Source organism: Herbaspirillum sp. GCM10030257 (assembly GCF_042666555.1).
Classification (GTDB): Bacteria; Pseudomonadota; Gammaproteobacteria; order Burkholderiales; family Burkholderiaceae_D; genus Noviherbaspirillum.
Window position 1 is genome coordinate 60,804 of record NZ_JBHTDH010000017.1, and the last position, 17,572, is coordinate 78,375.

The following is a 17,572-nucleotide window of genomic DNA, read 5'->3' on the forward strand; positions in this document are numbered from 1 at the left end:
TACCTATTCGGGTTGGATGCCGGCCTGCTTGATGAGCATGCTCCAGTGGTCGCGTTGAGCGACGACGTACTTTGCGAAATCCTGTGGCGTCGCCGACGGGCCCACCTGGAAGCCCTGTGCAGCAAGCTTGTCCTGCACTTCCTTGTCCGCAAGGACAGCCAGGATGTCGGCATTAAGGCGATCAACGATGGGTTTGGGCATTCCGGCCGGGCCGAAAATGCCGTTCCATGACGTCAGATCAAAGCCAGGAACCGTCTGGCCCACGGGCGGCACATGCGGCAATAGTTTTGACGGTGCGGCGGTAGTCACCGCGAGGGTTTTGACCTTATCGGTCTTAAGCATTGACATGCCTGAGCCGAAATCGACTACGTAAAAATCGATCTGTCCGCCGATCAGGTCGGTCATTGCCTGTGGGCTGGATTTATACGGGACTTGAAGCATATTGATACCAGCCAGCCGCTTTATTGTCTCTGTGGCGACCAGAGAGGTGCTGTTGGGTGTGCCGTAGGACAGCTTGCCGGGATTGGCCTTGGCATAATCAACGAATTCCTTCAGCGTTTTAACAGGAAGTTTCGGATTAACGACGACGGCGAATGGCAACTCGCCGACAAGCGTGACAGGTGTGAAATCCTTTACCGGATCATAACGCAGCGCCTTGAACAGACTCGGATTGGCAGAGTGCGAGGTATTGGTGGTCATCATCAGCGTATAGCCGTCCGGCTTGGCGCCAGCGACATGCACCGCTGCAATCTGTGCACTTGCACCCGGCTTGTTGTCCACAATCACGGTCTGCTTCAGTCGGTCGCTCAACTTCTGGGCCACCACGCGTGCAACACCATCGGTGCCGCTGCCGGCGGCAAAGGGCACTACCAAGGTGATCGGTCCCGAAGGATAGGTCTGCGCGCTGACAGCACCAGCGGCCATCAGCAACCCAATGGTTCCGACGAACGTTGCCATGAATTTCATGTAGGTCTCCTCGCTTGTTAAAGCCGCTCGATGTGGCGGTGGAGACATCATTATTCACTGATCGATACATGTCCAATCGTAAATATGGCTTGTACGATCCAAAGAATGTATCGAAGAGAGGCTTGCGGTAATAATAAACAATTAACCTGAGCGCTTGAATTACGGCTTTCCGCTTGAAATCGCAATGGAGACTCTGAAACGTAACTTGCCGCTATATGAATTTTCGACTACGACCGTATTAGGACGAATAGAATCAAGAATGTCGCCGCATTGGCGAGAACTGGAACTTGATTAGGCGTGTTGAGTCACAGAATTTCTTACCTTATGAAGCACTTGAAATGGCTAATACGAGAATACAAACATCTTTTGAAGACACAGAGATTGAATACTTTTCCAGTCTCGACGAGTTCGAGAAATGGTATGACCAGCACCTTGCCGCGGGAAGAACTGTAGACCTCCTCGTGGAGATGCTTAAGCTCGGTGCTAAAAGCTAGTCATCAGGTTCGAGAGACTGCCGGGGCGGTGGCGAAAGGGTAAGCGATGCGACGCTTGTTATCGCTTTGACCACATCACCTCTGATATGGAAAATGCTCTTGATAGTTGGTTACTTGGCGCACTGTGACCTTATGTATAAGCCAAGGGACTTAACAAGGAATTTGGCTATGTCCAACGACGTGACAAATACTCCAAATCTGCCGCATTAGGATTTGCTATGCAGCTTCGTACTTCTTGTTTATGTTCGCCTTTCGCGACCCAGATATTTACCTAGCTGATCAGTCAGTACCTTCTGCGCCTCCAGCTTGGCTCGCATTTCGGCCTGCGACAATTCCGGTTCTCGTACTTGCCGAGAAAGTACTTCCCCTTCCGCCTTAGCCGCATTCAATTGCTCAAGCAGACGCTCGGACAAATGGGCTATGACGATCTTGCTTTGCTACCACGTCAAATCGTCTGGGATTTGGTAAGCGGCATATGGGTCGTCCGCATCGATTTCCGTACTAGTCTTGTTCACTCTTACAACGAGCGAGGCATCGCGCTCGGCAATCTTGTCCGCTATCACTTTGGGCACCAATTCTGCAGTGCCGCCATGGCATACGATCACTAGGCGCCCAGCAATTAAATGTGCCTGCACCGCAGCTGATACATAGATCCGCTCGATTTTATTGTCGTGAGTAAAATTGTAAGCGATGTCGCCGGCGCCTTTGCTTTGGCGATTTTGTTCCACCATCTGGACAATCTGAGCCATGATTGCCTTTTCTTTGGCTACCGCATCGCGCTGGGCATTGAGTTCGCGCGCCCGCTCGGCATTTCTTCGTTGCGTCTCGTTAGCGGCCACTTTTGCTTCATCGACACCTTGCGTGCCGGTCCGGCGTTCGACCTTCTTTTGTTTGCTCTTCTCTTGGTTCGCCTGTTTGACTTTGTTTTTGTCGACCAGGCCGGCTTTCAAAAGCTGCTCTTGCAAAGAAACCATTTTTGTTATTCCATAAATAGGGTATCAGCAGGCGCGGCGGCGCCTATCGCGCTCGCGAGAAGAACAATTGCTCGCCACCTGCGGGACAGTTTGAAACGATGGGAGGTCGCGCCGGTCGGAGATTATAACGGCGCCGTAGTCCTTATGACCGTAACGCGGCTAATAAGAAATTCACCATCTACTACGGTTCTATGAGGAACGCCAACGACGTTGAACCCGGGTCCGCCATCATCGAGCCAGCGCTGCGCCATAGGATCAAACTCTTGTGGTTTCACGCGGAGCATCTGCGCACTGATTACAAAGTGCGCACCGGCCTTCTGCTTTTTTACCAAATCATCAAGTGAAGCCATACATCACCTTTCCGTTCACGGAAACGCCAATCATAAGGCAGTTTACTCGTTAGCGAGAGCTTCGGTCGTACAACAACTTGTAGCCGTTCCCTGTTGCTGTCAGCATTTGAAATGCTGCTCGCCTCAGTGCGCCTTACGGCTATTCAGTGACACAATTGTTTATTCCGCTGTGCCAGGCCTTCTGATTTCAGGCGTTCACAGATACGTTTGAGACGCAACTCCATGTCACCCAACGTGTAGTTGAGATCAATGTCGACGATGTCCAATGAAAAGCCATATTCCGGTTTGAACAATGCCGGTCTGCCCGGTAAACTTGTGAACGATTTCGTGGATACGGCTTGTCCAGATTTGCGCGCGGGCCCAAGGAATTCAGACAGAAAACGGCGCCAAGACGATCCCTTGTGGCATGAACAATTGACTGCTACCGAACGGCATAGCTACCGTACAAATTGGTCGATGAAATTCTGCCCAAGCCCATTGCTTGTGTAATGCGCGCGGCACATGTCAATCTTTGTGAACACGTCTTCGTATCCGCTTTGATTACCGTGCTCGTCCAGGTAAACCATCGCTCCGCTGATATTGAAGAACGTAATCATTTCATCACAATCGGCTGGCACTTCGAGAGTGTGAATCTCACCTGGCGGCTCATAAACAAAATCGCCCTCATTGGCAACCCAATCGTGCTCGCGATAAAACCAGCGTCCCTTAATCACATATCCAACGACGATACTTGGGTGACGATGTCGTGAGAGAACACCCGATTTCCGAACGCGCAGGAGGTTGCACCATCCGCCAGTCACCGTGTTAAGCAGCAAAGGGCGAAACCATACATTCTCAGCTTGAGGTACCCATTCTCGCTCATCTTCCGGGATGGCATGCGCGACGATTTCAGGCTGTATTCCGTTTGAGGGTTTAACACTTGATGACATTTACATTTCCTTCGTCAATAAACCAGATAGCCGCCGTCCATCGGAAGGATCACTCCAGTGATGAAGCGAGCCGCATGACTAGATAAAAGTGACACTGGACCAACTGCGCCGTAATCCAACTTTGTGCCACGGCCTTGGCCTAACAGCCGTGCGACCTTTTACTTTTTACCGAACATATTGTTCCAGAAACGTCTTTAGAACAGTTTAAGCCATCTCGACTCCTGGCTGGGGAGCTCTGCGCGTGCATCGAAAGCAACAAAAGTTTCATGATGGCTTGTTCCCGGCGCCAGAACGTAGATAAGGCGTATCACCAGCCATGACGAGATCGGCAGCCGACAAAGTTATCAATGCACGAACATGCAAACGATAGCAGATGCGGTGGACGCCACGTAATGTGCATCGGGTTATGCAAGTACGGTATCGGATAGTTAATGGTGGTTTCGCGCAGGACAAGGAGGTTATACGGGACTTCTGCTGATACCCAACGGTTCTATGCTGGAGTTGCTGAAATCGTTTTGTATTCGATGTGAGGGCTGGTTACTTCGTAGATCGCCAACCCATACACCTGTTGGTCACAACGTACCGTTCTTCTTTCGTTAACTGCAAGGAGATGATGAATCGCCCCGGCGAGATTACGAATGACAATACATTTGATCCCGGGTCGGTGAGGTGTACGTGCCAGACTTGAATTCTGCTCCTTGGAAGAAGGTCGTCCGTCCGGATCAGGTCATAGCAAGGGCTACGCGTCTCCATGTCTCCATGTCTCCATGTCTCCATGCCTTCACTCCTGCTCACATACCTCGAAGCTGCTTGATCTGCAGGTGGGAAACGCAGCTGAAACACCGATGGATGGGTTTCTCCACTTCTCCGGAACGGTCCTCTTCAGAGCTTTTCCGCGCACTTTTTTGCGTAGCTGGACAGCCTTCTCCTCCAGTCGCTTTGCCGGCGGTCTTCATGGTATTGATGACTGGTAAGACTTCGGTCCATTGGCCAGGCTCGTTGAACGAACTGACATCCGCGGAACAGCGCCGGTTTGTATCCTTCTCTGTAAGTGTTCGGGTTAACGCGGAATCAGATGGCGGAACGTCGGCTCAATATTTTTTGAATGCAGAAATTTGACAATATCCTCCAACGTGGCATCCTTGAGGAGCAAGCCCTCCGCAGGCTCTGCCCGTCGTGCCACCGCCGCGCTGGCTGTTGGCATATTGGCAGGCGTAACGGCCGTCGTTGCGTTGTGTGCATGCTGAAGGATATCTAGTGCTTGCTGGAACTGTTCCAGGCTAATGCTTTCTAGTCCCTCAAGGAAGGCAACCTGCCCTGCCAGCGGCGGCTCCATCTCCAGTCCCGACTCGTCGGCGAAGGACGCGCCCATGCCCGGATGGATGAAGGCGGCCCATTTGCCGGTGCGCGGGTCCAGGCAAGGCGGTAGTTCGACTGGTGCACCCACAGTATTGGAGGCAAGCCGCATGTCCGGGCAGTATGTCAGATGCAGCGCCTCCAGAAACCGTTGCGCCTGAGCCGCTGGCACTGGCTCGCCAAATGACAGCCACAACCGATAACCGTTCGTGCTGGAGGTGCTTACCGCCGGCATCGGCAAGCCGAGGTCGGCCTGCAGCCCTTCGGCGACCTTGCACAGGCAGCTCCAGTGCTGGGCATCTTCGCCAGGGCCCATCTTGTCATAGGGGATCACAATGGCTTTCACAAGGCCCTCATCGGTCGTCAAGCTGACCGTAACGTTTGCTTTGCCGCTAAGGTGTCGCTCCAGGACGTCCGACTGCACCGCGCCCGGAGGAAGGTATAGCCTGGTTAATTCCGCAATCAGTTTTTCCATATGTTTTACCTCTTAAGATTTTCTTGAAGTCGACCGACCAAGACGAGGTCAGCGACACCGTTGGCCACCGCTTCCTGCAACACTATCTGTGGCGCTCTTGGGCAATTCCCGCCCAAACGGCCATTTAATTAGCGATCCAAAACCATCCTTTCAGCGACACAGCAATCCGGCGGTAAAGAATCGCCGCGCCGCCGTCGCTGGCCATTAGGCGGTCAATGAACACGGCGTCATTTTTTGAATCACGCGATGTTCATTACACGCCATTGCTAACAAGTCTTCTTGTGGAAGGTGAGCATTGCAGGAACGCGCTCACCTCATGACGCAATTTCTCGCGCATCTGCCGCACGGTGTAGTCTCCAAATCAACTGGAAGCAGACAACCAGGGCGCCAAAGCCTTCAGTTTCCGTTTAGCTGGAATACGGCCCACTTTATACGGTGATTTCGCGCTAAATGCTATTGGAAATCCGCTTTAGTCGTTGACCGTAGATACCCCATACTGTCTCGACACCATCTACATTTCCTACTAACGCCCAACCAGTACCAATCTTGCGTACCTCGACAAGAATTCCTAGCTCGACCCCGACCTGTTGCGCCCATTGCTTTGCCGCACCCTGTCCCTTAAACAGCTCTTTGTCTTCAAACACTACCGTGCCTTCGAATACTGGTTTGGTGAATACGCTCATATTGGTTTTGTACCGGTAATGAATAATGTGCAAATGCATCCCCGTCTCTCAAGCACATGGGTGCACAGTAATGGAAAGTGAAGTTTCATTCTGTTGTACGACCTGAATAAATGAAATTTGACCGTGCTGGAAATGGTTAATTTCCTTCAGCGAACAAGTCTCCCTGGCGAGGCTCTGGTCTGGGCTCTACTTCCGCAACGGTCAACGCAGATATTTTGACGCCTAGAAGACGTATCCTCTTGTCGAGTGTTACGCGCTTCAGGCATTCGCTTGCGGCGCGCCGTATCTCAGCTGCGTCGCAAGTAGGTTTGACAAGAGTGATATCCCTTGTCACAGTTTGGAAATCGTGGAACCGGAGCTTGATCCCCACAGTCTTCCCGACATACCTTTTGCGGAGCAGGTCTTCAGAGACCCGAACACAAAGATTCGTAAATACCTCACCAAGAAAGTTACGATCATGTCGGGGATGGAAATCTTTTTCAAACGTCGTTTCACGACTCATGGACTTCGGTTCTGAATGCGTAACGACCTCACTATGGTCGATTCCGTGCGCGACATTCAGCAGCCATGCGCTGTACGAGCGTCCGAAGTGCTCTTGCAAAAGCCCGGCATCTGCGGCTGCCAGCTCTCCAATTGTTGTTATCCCAAGTAGCCGCAGCTTTTCTGCCGCCTTGGGCCCTATGCCGTTGACTTTGCTCGCAGCCAGCGGCCAGATCCGCAAGGGAACGTCGGCAGCAGACAGAATCGTCAGTCCATTGGGCTTTTCAAGATCGGACCCTATTTTCGCAAGCAGACGGTTTGGCGCGATGCAGATCGAACAGGATAGTCCGGTGGCGCCGACTACCGCATCTTTGATCCGCTGCGCGAGCTCCCGTGTTTCTCCCGCCTCGTGGGTCAGGTCAATATATATTTCATCAATGCCGCGATCCTGGATATGCGGAGCTACTGTTGCCACAGCAGCTTTGAAAGCGCGGGAATAATGGCGATAGTCGTTGAAGTTCGCCGGCAGCAAGATCGCATCTGGAGCAAGTTTCGCGCACTTCATCGTGGGCATTCCGGAGAAGACGCCGAGCGCCCTCGCCTCATACGTCGACGTGGTGACTACGCCGCGCCCAACATAATCGCGAAGACGGGCATAGCGCCGCGTGCCATCCGGCATTGGCTCTGGCTGATGAGCACTGCGACCACCGACGACGACAGGCCATCCCTTCAGGTCAGGGTACTTCAGCAGCTCGACGGATGCAAAAAACGAATCCATATCTAGATGTGCGATACGGCGAACGGGCTGTGCATTTTGCTTGGTATCGATAACTGAGCCCTGTTCGTCATCCACCATCACGCTAGTATGTTCGTTTCCGTTTTCCATATTGACTGCTGTTTGCGATCCTTCTTTCACATTACCAAGGATAGCGCATAACTTCGGAATCTCACGCTGTAAATGAAACCGACTCCCTCTTGACATCCTCCCCGGCCTGAAGGGGAGAGAGGATGTGAAATGATCTCACCTACTCCGTACCTCACCTTCAGCTCTCGATATGCCATGCATGGATCGCAAAGGCACCTTTCCATAACGTCAAGCATAGTTTGGCAAGCTAAAGGCTGTTTAAATTGCAAATTAATGAAAGTTGACCTGATGCGCGACGCCGAACCGCTCTGCCAAGGTCGCAAGCCGCTTATCTAACGTCCAAAGCTTCGCCCCGGGTGTAATCAATGTTGATGCGAGCAGTGCCATGTTCACCAGTCCGCGGACCAGACCATACAACTTTTCCCGTTCGAGGGACTCAAGCACTTCGTTCATGCGTGCCTGGTTGATTTGTTGAAGTGATTTCAAATCGCCCAACGATCTCCAACCTAGCGCTGGTGCGCTTGTCTTCGTCGCCGGATTGAAGTTCTGCTTGCTGTTGGGGTGGGCTGCTTGGGCCTTAGACTACTTTATCTTCCTAAACCCAGGGATAGGGTTTCAACACCGCCTTTGGCATATTGGCGCTTACGATGTCGAAATTGCGTTGCCGGGCCGTTATCGCCACGAGCAAAACGTACCCGATCGCTTAAGTCGGCGGTACTATATCAGCGCGCTTCGGAAGGTTAAGGACGTTAGGCAATATCTTTTCCTGGTAAATCTTAAATAGCCGGCGCAGCTCGTCCATCGGAGCATTGTGGTCATCGATGCGGATGTCGCACAATGCGTATTCCTCGGTGGAGAACACAAGAATATTGACTGACCGCTCACCGTGGCGATCACCACCTACCGAGTCGCCAGCCAGCAACGCCAACGTCAGACGCTTGGCAAGATCGAGGTGTTCCGTTTCGTGCATGGCGATCAACGCCTGTTCGAGAACCTCTGGACCCGTAAGCCGATTACCTTGGATGCTGCACTGACGACCCGATACTTGCCCGGACCATTTTATCGTGTCGGGACCAGTCCATGCGGCGGTACGACCCATGTTGTCAACTACGCCGACCTGACGCCTGTTTGCATGGGCGTCTGCTGCCAGTACGCGCTTTAATGCGTCTTCGGCGGAAATGCCTCTTTCCAGCAGTCTTAACCCGTCATAGGCGAGATAAGGGTTGGTCAAGGCTTGTGATGCAATGGCACCCACATTGGCAATAGCATGGCATGCGAGTTTGCCGACCGCCTGTACAGCGGTGGCAGCTGCAACGCCAACTTGCCCAGTTCGCTCACAACGAGCAACAATTGAAAACGTCATTCGAGACCTCCGTAGTGAGGGTAAACAAGTGCTCCTTGCATGTCTTCACGCACTCCAGCTTCACCCGTCCACTAAAGGTCAACAATAACGAACAGCTTCGCAAGGGGCAGAATATGACACGCCATGAATTGCGCAATAAAACGGATGTGTACCACATCGATACCGACGAGTAGTCACACTCAAGTGTAGGCAAGCAGTCGGCCGCATGAGATGACAGCAATCCATATCACAAGCGACAGCAGAGCCTGGACCCGTGCCAACTTTGGTGCTGTTACTAATGTATTCCAGCTGGTGACTCGACGATAGACGCCCAGATGGAACAGTACTGCATTGGTTCCGGCTAACGCGATGAGCGTCAGCTTAAGCAGGAAAATCTTATTGGCAATGAAGTCGCCGGGATGCGCTGCAAACATCATGATTCCAGCAGGTATCACGAAAAGTAGGCTGAGCACTGACCAGCGCAAGAGATGTCGTGCCATTGCGGTCACCGGAATGTCTTTCGACAAACCAAGTATCCGCAGATCGAACATAACAATAGAACCTACCAATACTGAAAACCCGATAATGTGGAAAATCTCCACAATGGGATACATCCAGAGACTTTCTCGCATTGTGGCGCCCATAACACTTGTTTCGAGCCACCCGAGTGCCCCACCGGTTGCGGATGTCTGCATTAACGCAGTTCTGTCGTCTTGCTATCAACAATGATACGTTCGGCACGCATCTCTTCGGGTTTGTTGCGATTCGGATAACCAACAACGGTAACGCTACGTCCTGGCTTGATCATTTCTTGACTAAGCCCTCGGTTTTCCATACGTGTTGGCGGCGCCAGCACAACCAGCCATGATTTTTCTGCCGTTTTAAGACGCACGAACCCATGAGGATGGGAATAACCTGAGTCCTCGATTTGTCCCGTCAATTGCAGCATAGAACCGGAATCGTATTCACTCCAGCCATGGTGCGCAAAAGCACTTACACTTACCATCAACGTGAATGCAGCGAGATACTTCATAACACACTCTCCGTAATGAATAGAAAAATATCCGCAGTTCAATTCGCATCAGAAGCAAGGCTCTTGGTATGACAGTGCCACCAGCTATCCAACATTGTACAAGTGTGTACCGGACCGGTTTTGCTTCTTCCCAAAATCCGAGCGGACAGATTCTTGATCAGCTCCAGACTTCCTTTAAACACCTTTACTAAGCCAATCCCTATTGCGAAGGTGATCAGCGACCTGTGTCATTGTTACCTGTATTACGCGCCTGAAGGCTTCGTTATTCGAGGTTTCCTCATCAATGCTCAAGTAGTCGATTAATGCGTTCTAAGTGAGGGCAGAGCGAAGCTTACGTTTATGTCACGATTATTAACAATTTTTCTACAACTTGCCGAGGATATAAGCGTCTATCTTCCTACAGGACATTATTTATAAGGAGGATTGCATGAGTACGAAAACTATTATTGCTGTGGCTTCTACATTGTTCGCAGTAGCGCTTACTGGTTGTGATGTCGATAAAACCAAAGAAGGAAGCGTCAGCGTACCTAAGTATGAAGTCGAGAAAACGCAAGAGGGCAACGTCAAACTCCCGGAATACGATGTTAAAACGCCCGAGGTGACTGTGAAAAAAGAAGAAAAGACAGTAGAGGTCCCAACCGTCAAAAAAGAAGAGCGGAACGTTCAAGTCCCGAACGTCGACGTCACCCCAGCAAAAGAAAAGTAACCGCAGAGAGAAGATTGTCGGAGATTTTTCCGACAATCGAAGTTCTCGCCCCAGATGGTGCGCCAGCGTAGCCAGGAATGCTTTGCTTGTTCTTCTATCTCTATCAGGAGAGCAGTTGGGCCTTTCTCATGTCTAAATGAATTTCGTAAGCATACTTGTCCGCGCTCAGCCCCTATGAATGCGGTCCGCGAGCAAGTCGGCAACCGCTCGTACCGAGGGCAGCTGACCTCGACGATGCGGCATTAGCAACGTAGTAATGACGTGCCCGGCGGTCCAGTCGGACAGCACCTTCACGAGTGTGCCTGAGCTGAGATCCGCCAGGCAAAGCTTGCGAGGCAGGCAGGCGATACCGAATCCCGCTCTGGCTGCACGAAGCAGGACACTCGATTCGTCAGCCGCCATCCGTGGAACAGGCCGGCCTTCCGCTTTCTCACCCGTTTCGCTCCCAAGAAGCCACACGCCGGAAGACGAGTACGTGACCAAGCCATCGTGGTTCGTGAGATCGCCAGGGTTTTGCGGAGCACCTCGGCACTCCACATATGTGGGGGAGGCGACGAGATAAACTGGATCACTATGGACTCGCCTTTGAACGAGGCCGGAGTCCGGCAGCGGAGCGAAATGATCGCGCACCGCAATATCGAATCCCTCCTGTACCAGATCAACAAAGCGGTCAGTGGCGTGGAGCGCAATACGGAGCTTGGGATAGGTACGGGCCAGCTCCAGCAGCGGTTCCGCGAGCGAATGCTGCGCCGTAGGAATCGATGCCGTAATCCGTACGATGCCGCTCGGTTCGGCCAGTCTCCCCTTCACTATGCTCTCCGCTGCTTCCGCCTCGATCAGCATAGCTGAGGCATGCCGATAAAAATCCTGGCCAACCTCCGTCACGGTAAAGCGCCGCGAAGTACGTTGAATCAGCCGAACGCCTATATCAGACTCAAGTGCCGCCACCCGTTTCGCCAACGTTGACTTGGGGGCACCGATAACGCGAGATGCAGACGCAAACCCTCCGTGGTCGACAACCTGAACAAAGTAATAGAGGTCATTGAGATTGAGCATCTTTTCTATCGTTCATATATAGAGACATTGAGTCTACATTCTCCAGTCTTTTGAAGCAATGTCCACCCATGTATATTTCTCTCATCGCATGTCGCGGTGAATTGTTTAATAAATGAATGGAGATGCAAATGAACCCAGTCCTTTTTTACGGCGTGCCCAGCGGTTGTTCGATCGGTTCCGTTATCGCTCTAGAATGGATTGCGCAGCCATACCACCTCTGTCGGATCGAGATGCTGCAACACCCTTGGAACGAGGTCTACGCCAAGATCAATCCGCGGATGAAAACCCCCGCACTGCTGCTTGAGGACGGCGCAAGCCTGACAGAAAGTCTCGCAATTCTTCAGAACATAGGAGGACGCGGCATTGACGCCGGGCTCGGCTTTCAACAGGGAACGCGGGAATTTGACCGGCTGGCTGAAATGCTTTCGTATTTAACCACCGACTTATTTGCGGCCTTCGCGCCACTATGGAAACTGTACGACGCAAATGAAACCAGCGGGCCTACAAAGGAAGTGTTGCGCAAGCTCGGCGTCGAGAGTGTGAACAAGGAATTTTCGTATCTCGAGACACTTCTCTCGGACCGACAGTGGCTGCTGGGAGGGAGCAAGCCCACCGTCGCCGACGCCTATCTGTTTGCTATTGGTCGTTGGGCTGAATATCACAAGGTATGCAATCTCCAGGAAAGCTATCCCAACGTGTATCGCTACCTTCACCGGTTGGGCGAGGATCCAGCTGTTCGCTTTGCCCTAGACATTGAACAGGGAAAGAGCGTTAAGGATAACGGGAGCTTCAAGGGTCACGTTACCTTCGAGGAACTGTCTGCTCGAATTGCGCAATGAACCTCGTGGCTTGATTAGGTACGCCCGGTCCACTTCGATGCACGTGCATCAGATCACGAGGTGACGAACATTCCCTCGGACCGGGCACAACTGTCGTCCATGGCCACCAGGGCGCGTGAGATGCTGGGCCAGCCGGCGGATCACTGCTATTGCTGATCGCGGCTATTACAACAGTGAAGAGCTGTTCAAATGCCGACAAGCTGGCATTGATGCCTCGTGCCCAGGTCGACCGAGGGAACGGGGCGCACATGGACGCTTCGATCAGCGAGCGGAGCCATTCAGCTGGCAGTTCTGGTTTACCACACAACGCGGGACAGTAGTCGGCGCTATCGTTGCGCTGCTGATTTCAACCGCCCTGTTGCTCGCCTATTTAGAGTGATTATCGATTGCGGCGAGGGCGAGCCGCGCCGTGATCTGCGATACATGCGTCAAGCCTTGAGGAAAATTACCCAGCATGCTCCAGTTGTCGACATCGAACTCTTCAGAAAACAGCCCGACATCATTGGCGCAAGACAATGCGCGCTCGTAATACTGCCACGCACGCTCTCGCTGGCCTTGTCGTGCCAGGCAAGTAACCAGCCAAAACGTGCACGGCAGGAACACCCCTTCGTTTCCGGGTAGGTTATCCGTCGAGTCGTACCGCACCAGCAAACCGTGGCGATCAAGCTTGATACATATTGCATCAGTTGTGCGTTGCATGCGCGGATCGTCATAGGCGATGAAGCCGACACGCGGCAGCAGCAACAACGCCGCATCCAAACAGTTGCTATCGAACGCCTGCACGAAGATGCCGCGCTGGGGATCGTAACCTCGGGTCTCCACGGCCACGCGCAGTTCTTCACGGTTTTTAATCCAACGCTCGACCGGTGCCTTGAACTGCTTATCTTTTGCCAGCATGATGCCCCGGTTCAATGCGGCCCAACACATGACTTTCGAATGCACGTAATGCACAGGTTCGGCACGCACCTCCCAGATGCCATGGTCGCGGTCCGGCCAGCGCTCGCACACAGTGTCGATTACATCCACCAGAAAGGTCCAGTAATCCGGATCGGTTTGATGGCCGTTGGCGTGCCACTCCCATGCCATTTCCACCAGCTCGCCATAGATATCCATCTGCAGTTGCTTGGCTGCCCGGTTGCCGATGCGTACCGGGCGCGAGCGCCGGTACCCTTCCAGCCAGTCAAGCTCGATCTCGGTCAAGCGTCGCTTGCCGTCAACGCCGTACATGATCTGCAGTTCGTCGGCACTGCCGGCGGAACTGCGCTCGATAAACTGGTGGAAGCGGTCAGCCTCTCGCACATAGCCGAGGTCGTGCAGCGCCCGTACCGTGAACAGGGAATCGCGTACCCAGCTGAAGCGATAATCCCAGTTGCGCTGCCCGCCTATGGACTCCGGTAGTGACGTCGTCGCAGCGGCGGCAATTGCCCCGGTGCGTTCGAAAGTCAGGGATTTGAGCGTGATGGCCGATCGCAGGGTTTGGAAATCCACCTCGAATGGCGCCCGAATGCGGGCCGACCAATCGCTCCACCACGCGCGGGTATGTTCGAAAGCGCGGTCGATCTTTGCCTGATCCGGCAAACCATGTGCGATTGCCGACTCGATCAGTTCGGGAACCTGGAACTTCAACACTAGCCGGATACGTCGGCTTGCCGCTACCCGTACTGTTGCGCTGAGATCGCGGTGCTCAATCACCTTCAGCGGTACATCGCTATGGATGAGCAATCCCTTGTTGCTGCCGATTGCCGTATAGACACCGCTCGGATGCCGTTGCATTCGAGGAACAATCTCACCGTAGTCGAAGCGCGGGCAGATATCCAGACTCAGTTCCACTTCGCCCGTGATGCCGTCGACAATCCGCACGAGATCGTAACGCGGATGTTCTAGTCCATCCTCATCCATAGCGAAAAAGTCGTAGAGCATCACTTCGCCGGCCGGTGTACAAAAACGGGTTTCCAGCATCATTGTTCCAGGCAGGTAGCGCCGCGTCGACACATACCCTTTTTCGACGGGACTGATCGCGCAGAAACCGCCCTTGTCCCAGTCCAGCAGTCGTCCGAACAGGCTGTCGTCGTCGATGCGCGGCATGCAGCACCAATCGACTGATCCAGCGCGCGACACCAGCGCCATGCAATGGCAGTCGCTGACGGTCGCATACTCAGCAATGGGCGGATACCGGGAGTCAGTGTCAAGGGTGCTCAATCGAGATCCTCCAGTGTGTACATGAAAGCAGCGATGTCGCGCGCATCCTTGTCGGTCACGCCCAGGCTAGGCATCGCGGAAAGCGGCGCGAACTGTTTCGGGTTCTGTATCCAGCGCACCATATTTTCCGGGGTATTGGGCACGACGCCGCCAATATACTTGCGGTGCGCGATGCCGTTGAGCGGCGGGCCGACATGACGGTTGGCACCCGTAATGCCGGGTATCTGGTGACAGGTCGCGCACAAGTATTGTTGCAGTGCGCGCTCACCGGCTTTCGCATCTCCCAGTCTGGCGGTTACCTTGGCCGCTCCGGTCGAACCGGCCTCCGGCAGAGCAGGATCCGCAGGCAGTTGCCTGCTCCATTGCTCATAATCATTGGGCGACAGCGCCGGCATCCGCTCGACAAAGGCGACGATATCCCACGTCTCCTGCTCGCTCAGCCGGTATTCCCACCCCGGCATGCCGCTCATCTTGATTCCGTGGCGGATCACCCAGAACAGCTCGGCCGCCTGCCATTCGCGCGCCGTCGTGACCAGATTGGCCGGTGCCGGTGTCATCCCGAAACTAAACGGCTCAGGCGCCACGCCAGGGGCACCATGGCATCGGACGCAATGCGCACGGTAATGCACCATTCCAGACCGCACACGCTGTTCGCTGGACAGATCCGGCACCTGAATCGTATTCGCGCGGAACATCACGGACTTGCGCATTGCATATTCAAGTAAATGGTAAACCGGTGACGTATGCTGCTCGGTGGCCGCAACGTTATAGATCCCCAGGTACACGAAGCCGGCGGCGCCCACCATTCCGACCACCAGCAAGACCACGATTGTGCGCAGCTTGATCTTCATCGGCAGCAGTTTCTAGTCCAGCGTATAGAGATAGGAGGCGATGTCCTTCGCATCCATCTCGGAAACACCCAGGTTCGGCATCGTGGTGCGCGGGTCGACCTGCGGCGGGTTGCGCAGCCAACGTATCAGGCTGTCGGGTGTGTTCGGCAGGACGCCGCCAACATACGCGCGACGCGCAATCTTGTACAGGGGCGGGCCGACGTTGCTCCCCTGGTTCGCGCTTCCTGGAATGGCATGGCATGCCGCGCAGCCGTAACGTTCCACCGCTGCTTTGCCCCGCTTCGGATCGCCACCGGCAATCTGCGCCGAGACAACCTCGGTCGTTGTTAACGGTGCTACCAGTATCAGGCAAAGTAAAAACGTCATGCGAGCGGTCATGAGCGGCTCCCCGCAGGTGGAATGCCTTGCGGGCGGCTACCGATTGGCGGCACGATGAGTCGGGCCGCCAATGCCAGTCCCACAAATACAAAGACAAAGCCGGCTGGCACCCACATGATGAGGCCGCCCAATTGCTGATCTTGCAGGGGGGTGACCCCCCAATACTCTGTTCGTGTGGCATAGAGCGGGTACCAGGCGCGTGGCGAAAACGTCAGCAGTGCACCGAGTATCCCGGTGTGGATTGCGGTGGTCAGCAGGTATGGCACCGCAATGCCGTGGCGCAGCCACGCGTGCGGGCCGAGGATCGACGACCAGAACAACAAGGCTGATAACAGAAAGCTCAGGTGCTGTACCGTGTGCACGGTGTTACTTGTGAGGCCCGCCTGAAACAAGCTGGGAAAATGCCAGACCCACAGGATCAGCGCGTGCAGCGACCACGTAACGAGCGGCCGGGTCAGTGCTGTCCATGGTCCCAGGATCGCTGGCGACTTAATCGCACTGGCAATGTGCCTGCGCCAAGCCGCGGGGAATGCCCAGATGAAAACCACCAGCGGCCTGCCTGCCACTATCAGCGGCGCCGCTCCCAGCATCAGCAACTCATGCTGCACCATGTGCATAGCGAACAACTCTTCACCCAGCATCTCTACCGGCGATAGCAGTGCCACCACCAGCACGGCCAGGCCGCAGTTAAAGAACACAGCGCGACGCGCCCAGGAACGCGTGCTATGGCGCGTGACCTGTCGCAGATGGTAAAGGCCGGCGGCATACAACCAGCATGACACGAACAAGCTCGCGACGATCCACGCATCGAGGTGCAAGACGACGCAAATCCATACCGCCGATGCGACCGCTGCGGACAACAGTGCTGCAGCAATGGTGCCACCGGCGCGTGCAGCCCTCCATGCCGCAACCATCCAGAACAGGAGCGCGCCACCCATTGCGAGCGATTCATCCACCGGCCAGGTAAATATCGAGAATCCGATGGCCGGTGAAGAAGTGTCGTGGGCCGCCGCCGCAGGTACCAGCCCTGCGTTGAATACAAGCATGCAGAACGGCAGGAAGGGCAGGCGCATTGGTATTGGTTGGCAAGCGAATTGAAACGTGGTCAAGATACAACGGCCCAAGTCGAAACGGCGGTAAGGAGCATGGAGGCAGCAACCGAAGTCCTATCCTCCTGGCAACATACGAAGCGAATTTATTTCAAGCTGTTCGTCGTCACACCGGCTTTCAATGCCTGCTTCCTTCTTCGCCTATGCAGGCACATGGAACAAATGCTGCTGATGGAATGCAAGTTGATAAACGTTGCAATATCTCTGCCAGCGCAATCAATTGCTCATTCAGTGCAACAGCGCCGGGATGCGAATTGCGGTCAATGTAAAAAATGCAATCTTTGGAATAATCGAGACAGGGAGCGCGGCGAGTATGAGCGCAGGCTGCAAGGCATGTTTGCGTCGTTACATGAATGGTATGCAACCTGCTTCGGCGCCAACGCCAGACGCTATCTTGCCTGTACTACCAGCATGCATCATCGCTGCTGCTTCATACCAGAGCAACGGACGTTGCAGCGCTTGTTTGCAAGAACGCAAGAACGCTTGT

At 54.1% G+C, this 17,572-nt stretch carries 18 protein-coding genes; 2 read left to right on the plus strand and 16 right to left on the minus strand.

Annotated features, from left to right (window positions below; all coding sequences use genetic code 11):
- Positions 1 to 3: 3 nt before the first annotated feature.
- The 11 genes from ACFQUU_RS21335 to ACFQUU_RS21385 form a co-directional block, all read right to left on the minus strand.
- Positions 4 to 957, minus strand: coding sequence for a Bug family tripartite tricarboxylate transporter substrate binding protein (locus ACFQUU_RS21335; RefSeq protein ID WP_382250168.1), 954 nt, complete (start codon positions 955 to 957; stop codon positions 4 to 6).
- 940 nt (positions 958 to 1,897) lie between these two features.
- Entirely contained in the window at positions 1,898 to 2,434 is a 537-nt protein-coding gene (locus ACFQUU_RS21340; RefSeq protein ID WP_382250137.1) for a DUF2058 domain-containing protein, read from the minus strand.
- A 122-nt stretch (positions 2,435 to 2,556) separates the two neighbouring features.
- Positions 2,557 to 2,784, minus strand: a complete 228-nt coding sequence (locus ACFQUU_RS21345; RefSeq protein ID WP_382250138.1) for a hypothetical protein — start codon at positions 2,782 to 2,784, stop codon at positions 2,557 to 2,559.
- Positions 2,785 to 3,221: 437 nt separating this feature from the next.
- The gene (locus ACFQUU_RS21350) at positions 3,222 to 3,713 is read right to left on the minus strand and encodes a 2,4'-dihydroxyacetophenone dioxygenase family protein (RefSeq protein WP_382250139.1); all 492 of its coding nucleotides are present in this window, start codon (positions 3,711 to 3,713) and stop codon (positions 3,222 to 3,224) included.
- Between the two features lie 1,060 nt (positions 3,714 to 4,773).
- A complete protein-coding gene (locus ACFQUU_RS21355; RefSeq protein WP_382250140.1) occupies positions 4,774 to 5,544 on the minus strand; it encodes a hypothetical protein in 771 nt (256 codons plus the stop codon).
- 446 nt (positions 5,545 to 5,990) lie between these two features.
- A complete protein-coding gene (locus ACFQUU_RS21360) occupies positions 5,991 to 6,227 on the minus strand; it encodes a hypothetical protein (protein ID WP_382250141.1) in 237 nt (78 codons plus the stop codon).
- Positions 6,228 to 6,363: 136 nt separating this feature from the next.
- Positions 6,364 to 7,485 carry a DNA polymerase IV gene (locus tag ACFQUU_RS21365; RefSeq protein ID WP_382250169.1) on the minus strand — a complete coding sequence of 374 codons (1,122 nt, stop codon included), beginning with the start codon at positions 7,483 to 7,485 and terminating at the stop codon, positions 6,364 to 6,366.
- Positions 7,486 to 7,842: 357 nt separating this feature from the next.
- A complete protein-coding gene (locus ACFQUU_RS21370) occupies positions 7,843 to 8,067 on the minus strand; it encodes a hypothetical protein (protein WP_382250142.1) in 225 nt (74 codons plus the stop codon).
- Positions 8,068 to 8,275: 208 nt separating this feature from the next.
- On the minus strand, positions 8,276 to 8,935 hold the full coding sequence (locus tag ACFQUU_RS21375; protein WP_382250143.1) for a DUF1028 domain-containing protein: 660 nt from the start codon (positions 8,933 to 8,935) through the stop codon (positions 8,276 to 8,278).
- 179 nt (positions 8,936 to 9,114) lie between these two features.
- On the minus strand, positions 9,115 to 9,609 hold the full coding sequence (locus ACFQUU_RS21380; protein ID WP_382250144.1) for a DUF6644 family protein: 495 nt from the start codon (positions 9,607 to 9,609) through the stop codon (positions 9,115 to 9,117).
- On the minus strand, positions 9,609 to 9,947 hold the full coding sequence (locus tag ACFQUU_RS21385; RefSeq protein ID WP_382250145.1) for a DUF6152 family protein: 339 nt from the start codon (positions 9,945 to 9,947) through the stop codon (positions 9,609 to 9,611). The genes ACFQUU_RS21380 and ACFQUU_RS21385 overlap by 1 nt, the downstream gene beginning before the upstream one ends.
- Positions 9,948 to 10,374: 427 nt before the next feature.
- Between ACFQUU_RS21385 and ACFQUU_RS21390 the strand changes: the two genes are divergently transcribed.
- Positions 10,375 to 10,653, plus strand: a complete 279-nt coding sequence (locus ACFQUU_RS21390; RefSeq protein WP_382250146.1) for a hypothetical protein — start codon at positions 10,375 to 10,377, stop codon at positions 10,651 to 10,653.
- Between the two features lie 165 nt (positions 10,654 to 10,818).
- On the opposite strand, the gene ACFQUU_RS21395 is transcribed toward ACFQUU_RS21390, so the two are convergent.
- Complete coding sequence (locus ACFQUU_RS21395; RefSeq protein WP_382250147.1) at positions 10,819 to 11,709, minus strand: LysR substrate-binding domain-containing protein; 891 nt, start codon at positions 11,707 to 11,709, stop codon at positions 10,819 to 10,821.
- 128 nt (positions 11,710 to 11,837) lie between these two features.
- On the opposite strand from ACFQUU_RS21395, the gene ACFQUU_RS21400 reads away from it, so the two are divergent.
- A complete protein-coding gene (locus ACFQUU_RS21400) occupies positions 11,838 to 12,548 on the plus strand; it encodes a glutathione binding-like protein (protein ID WP_382250148.1) in 711 nt (236 codons plus the stop codon).
- A gap of 366 nt (positions 12,549 to 12,914) precedes the next feature.
- Here ACFQUU_RS21400 and ACFQUU_RS21405 read toward each other — a convergent pair whose 3' ends face one another.
- From ACFQUU_RS21405 to ACFQUU_RS21420, 4 genes are read right to left on the minus strand one after another with little or no spacing between them, the layout of a single operon-like run.
- On the minus strand, positions 12,915 to 14,747 hold the full coding sequence (locus ACFQUU_RS21405; protein ID WP_382250149.1) for a glycoside hydrolase family 15 protein: 1,833 nt from the start codon (positions 14,745 to 14,747) through the stop codon (positions 12,915 to 12,917).
- A complete protein-coding gene (locus ACFQUU_RS21410; RefSeq protein WP_382250150.1) occupies positions 14,744 to 15,598 on the minus strand; it encodes a c-type cytochrome in 855 nt (284 codons plus the stop codon). The genes ACFQUU_RS21405 and ACFQUU_RS21410 overlap by 4 nt, the downstream gene beginning before the upstream one ends.
- Positions 15,599 to 15,610: 12 nt before the next feature.
- Positions 15,611 to 15,976, minus strand: coding sequence for a c-type cytochrome (locus ACFQUU_RS21415; protein ID WP_382250151.1), 366 nt, complete (start codon positions 15,974 to 15,976; stop codon positions 15,611 to 15,613).
- Positions 15,973 to 17,049, minus strand: coding sequence for a cytochrome c oxidase assembly protein (locus ACFQUU_RS21420; protein WP_382250152.1), 1,077 nt, complete (start codon positions 17,047 to 17,049; stop codon positions 15,973 to 15,975). Before ACFQUU_RS21420 ends, ACFQUU_RS21415 begins: the two co-directional genes overlap by 4 nt.
- Positions 17,050 to 17,572 lie beyond the last annotated feature (523 nt).

Bases quoted from the DNA above. Each gene is read 5' to 3' on its own strand.
- ACFQUU_RS21350 (WP_382250139.1), bottom strand. From the start codon at position 3,713: ATGTCATCAAGTGTTAAACCCTCAAACGGAATACAGCCTGAAATCGTC.
- ACFQUU_RS21390 (WP_382250146.1), top strand. From the start codon at position 10,375: ATGAGTACGAAAACTATTATTGCTGTGGCTTCTACATTGTTCGCAGTA.
- ACFQUU_RS21380 (WP_382250144.1), bottom strand. From the start codon at position 9,609: ATGCAGACATCCGCAACCGGTGGGGCACTCGGGTGGCTCGAAACAAGT.
- ACFQUU_RS21420 (WP_382250152.1), bottom strand. From the start codon at position 17,049: ATGCGCCTGCCCTTCCTGCCGTTCTGCATGCTTGTATTCAACGCAGGG.
- ACFQUU_RS21345 (WP_382250138.1), bottom strand. From the start codon at position 2,784: ATGGCTTCACTTGATGATTTGGTAAAAAAGCAGAAGGCCGGTGCGCAC.
- ACFQUU_RS21365 (WP_382250169.1), bottom strand. From the start codon at position 7,485: ATGGATTCGTTTTTTGCATCCGTCGAGCTGCTGAAGTACCCTGACCTG.
- ACFQUU_RS21360 (WP_382250141.1), bottom strand. From the start codon at position 6,227: ATGAGCGTATTCACCAAACCAGTATTCGAAGGCACGGTAGTGTTTGAA.
- ACFQUU_RS21385 (WP_382250145.1), bottom strand. From the start codon at position 9,947: ATGAAGTATCTCGCTGCATTCACGTTGATGGTAAGTGTAAGTGCTTTT.
- ACFQUU_RS21400 (WP_382250148.1), top strand. From the start codon at position 11,838: ATGAACCCAGTCCTTTTTTACGGCGTGCCCAGCGGTTGTTCGATCGGT.
- ACFQUU_RS21355 (WP_382250140.1), bottom strand. From the start codon at position 5,544: ATGGAAAAACTGATTGCGGAATTAACCAGGCTATACCTTCCTCCGGGC.
- ACFQUU_RS21335 (WP_382250168.1), bottom strand. From the start codon at position 957: ATGGCAACGTTCGTCGGAACCATTGGGTTGCTGATGGCCGCTGGTGCT.
- ACFQUU_RS21415 (WP_382250151.1), bottom strand. From the start codon at position 15,976: ATGACCGCTCGCATGACGTTTTTACTTTGCCTGATACTGGTAGCACCG.
- ACFQUU_RS21410 (WP_382250150.1), bottom strand. From the start codon at position 15,598: ATGAAGATCAAGCTGCGCACAATCGTGGTCTTGCTGGTGGTCGGAATG.
- ACFQUU_RS21340 (WP_382250137.1), bottom strand. From the start codon at position 2,434: ATGGTTTCTTTGCAAGAGCAGCTTTTGAAAGCCGGCCTGGTCGACAAA.
- ACFQUU_RS21395 (WP_382250147.1), bottom strand. From the start codon at position 11,709: ATGCTCAATCTCAATGACCTCTATTACTTTGTTCAGGTTGTCGACCAC.
- ACFQUU_RS21375 (WP_382250143.1), bottom strand. From the start codon at position 8,935: ATGACGTTTTCAATTGTTGCTCGTTGTGAGCGAACTGGGCAAGTTGGC.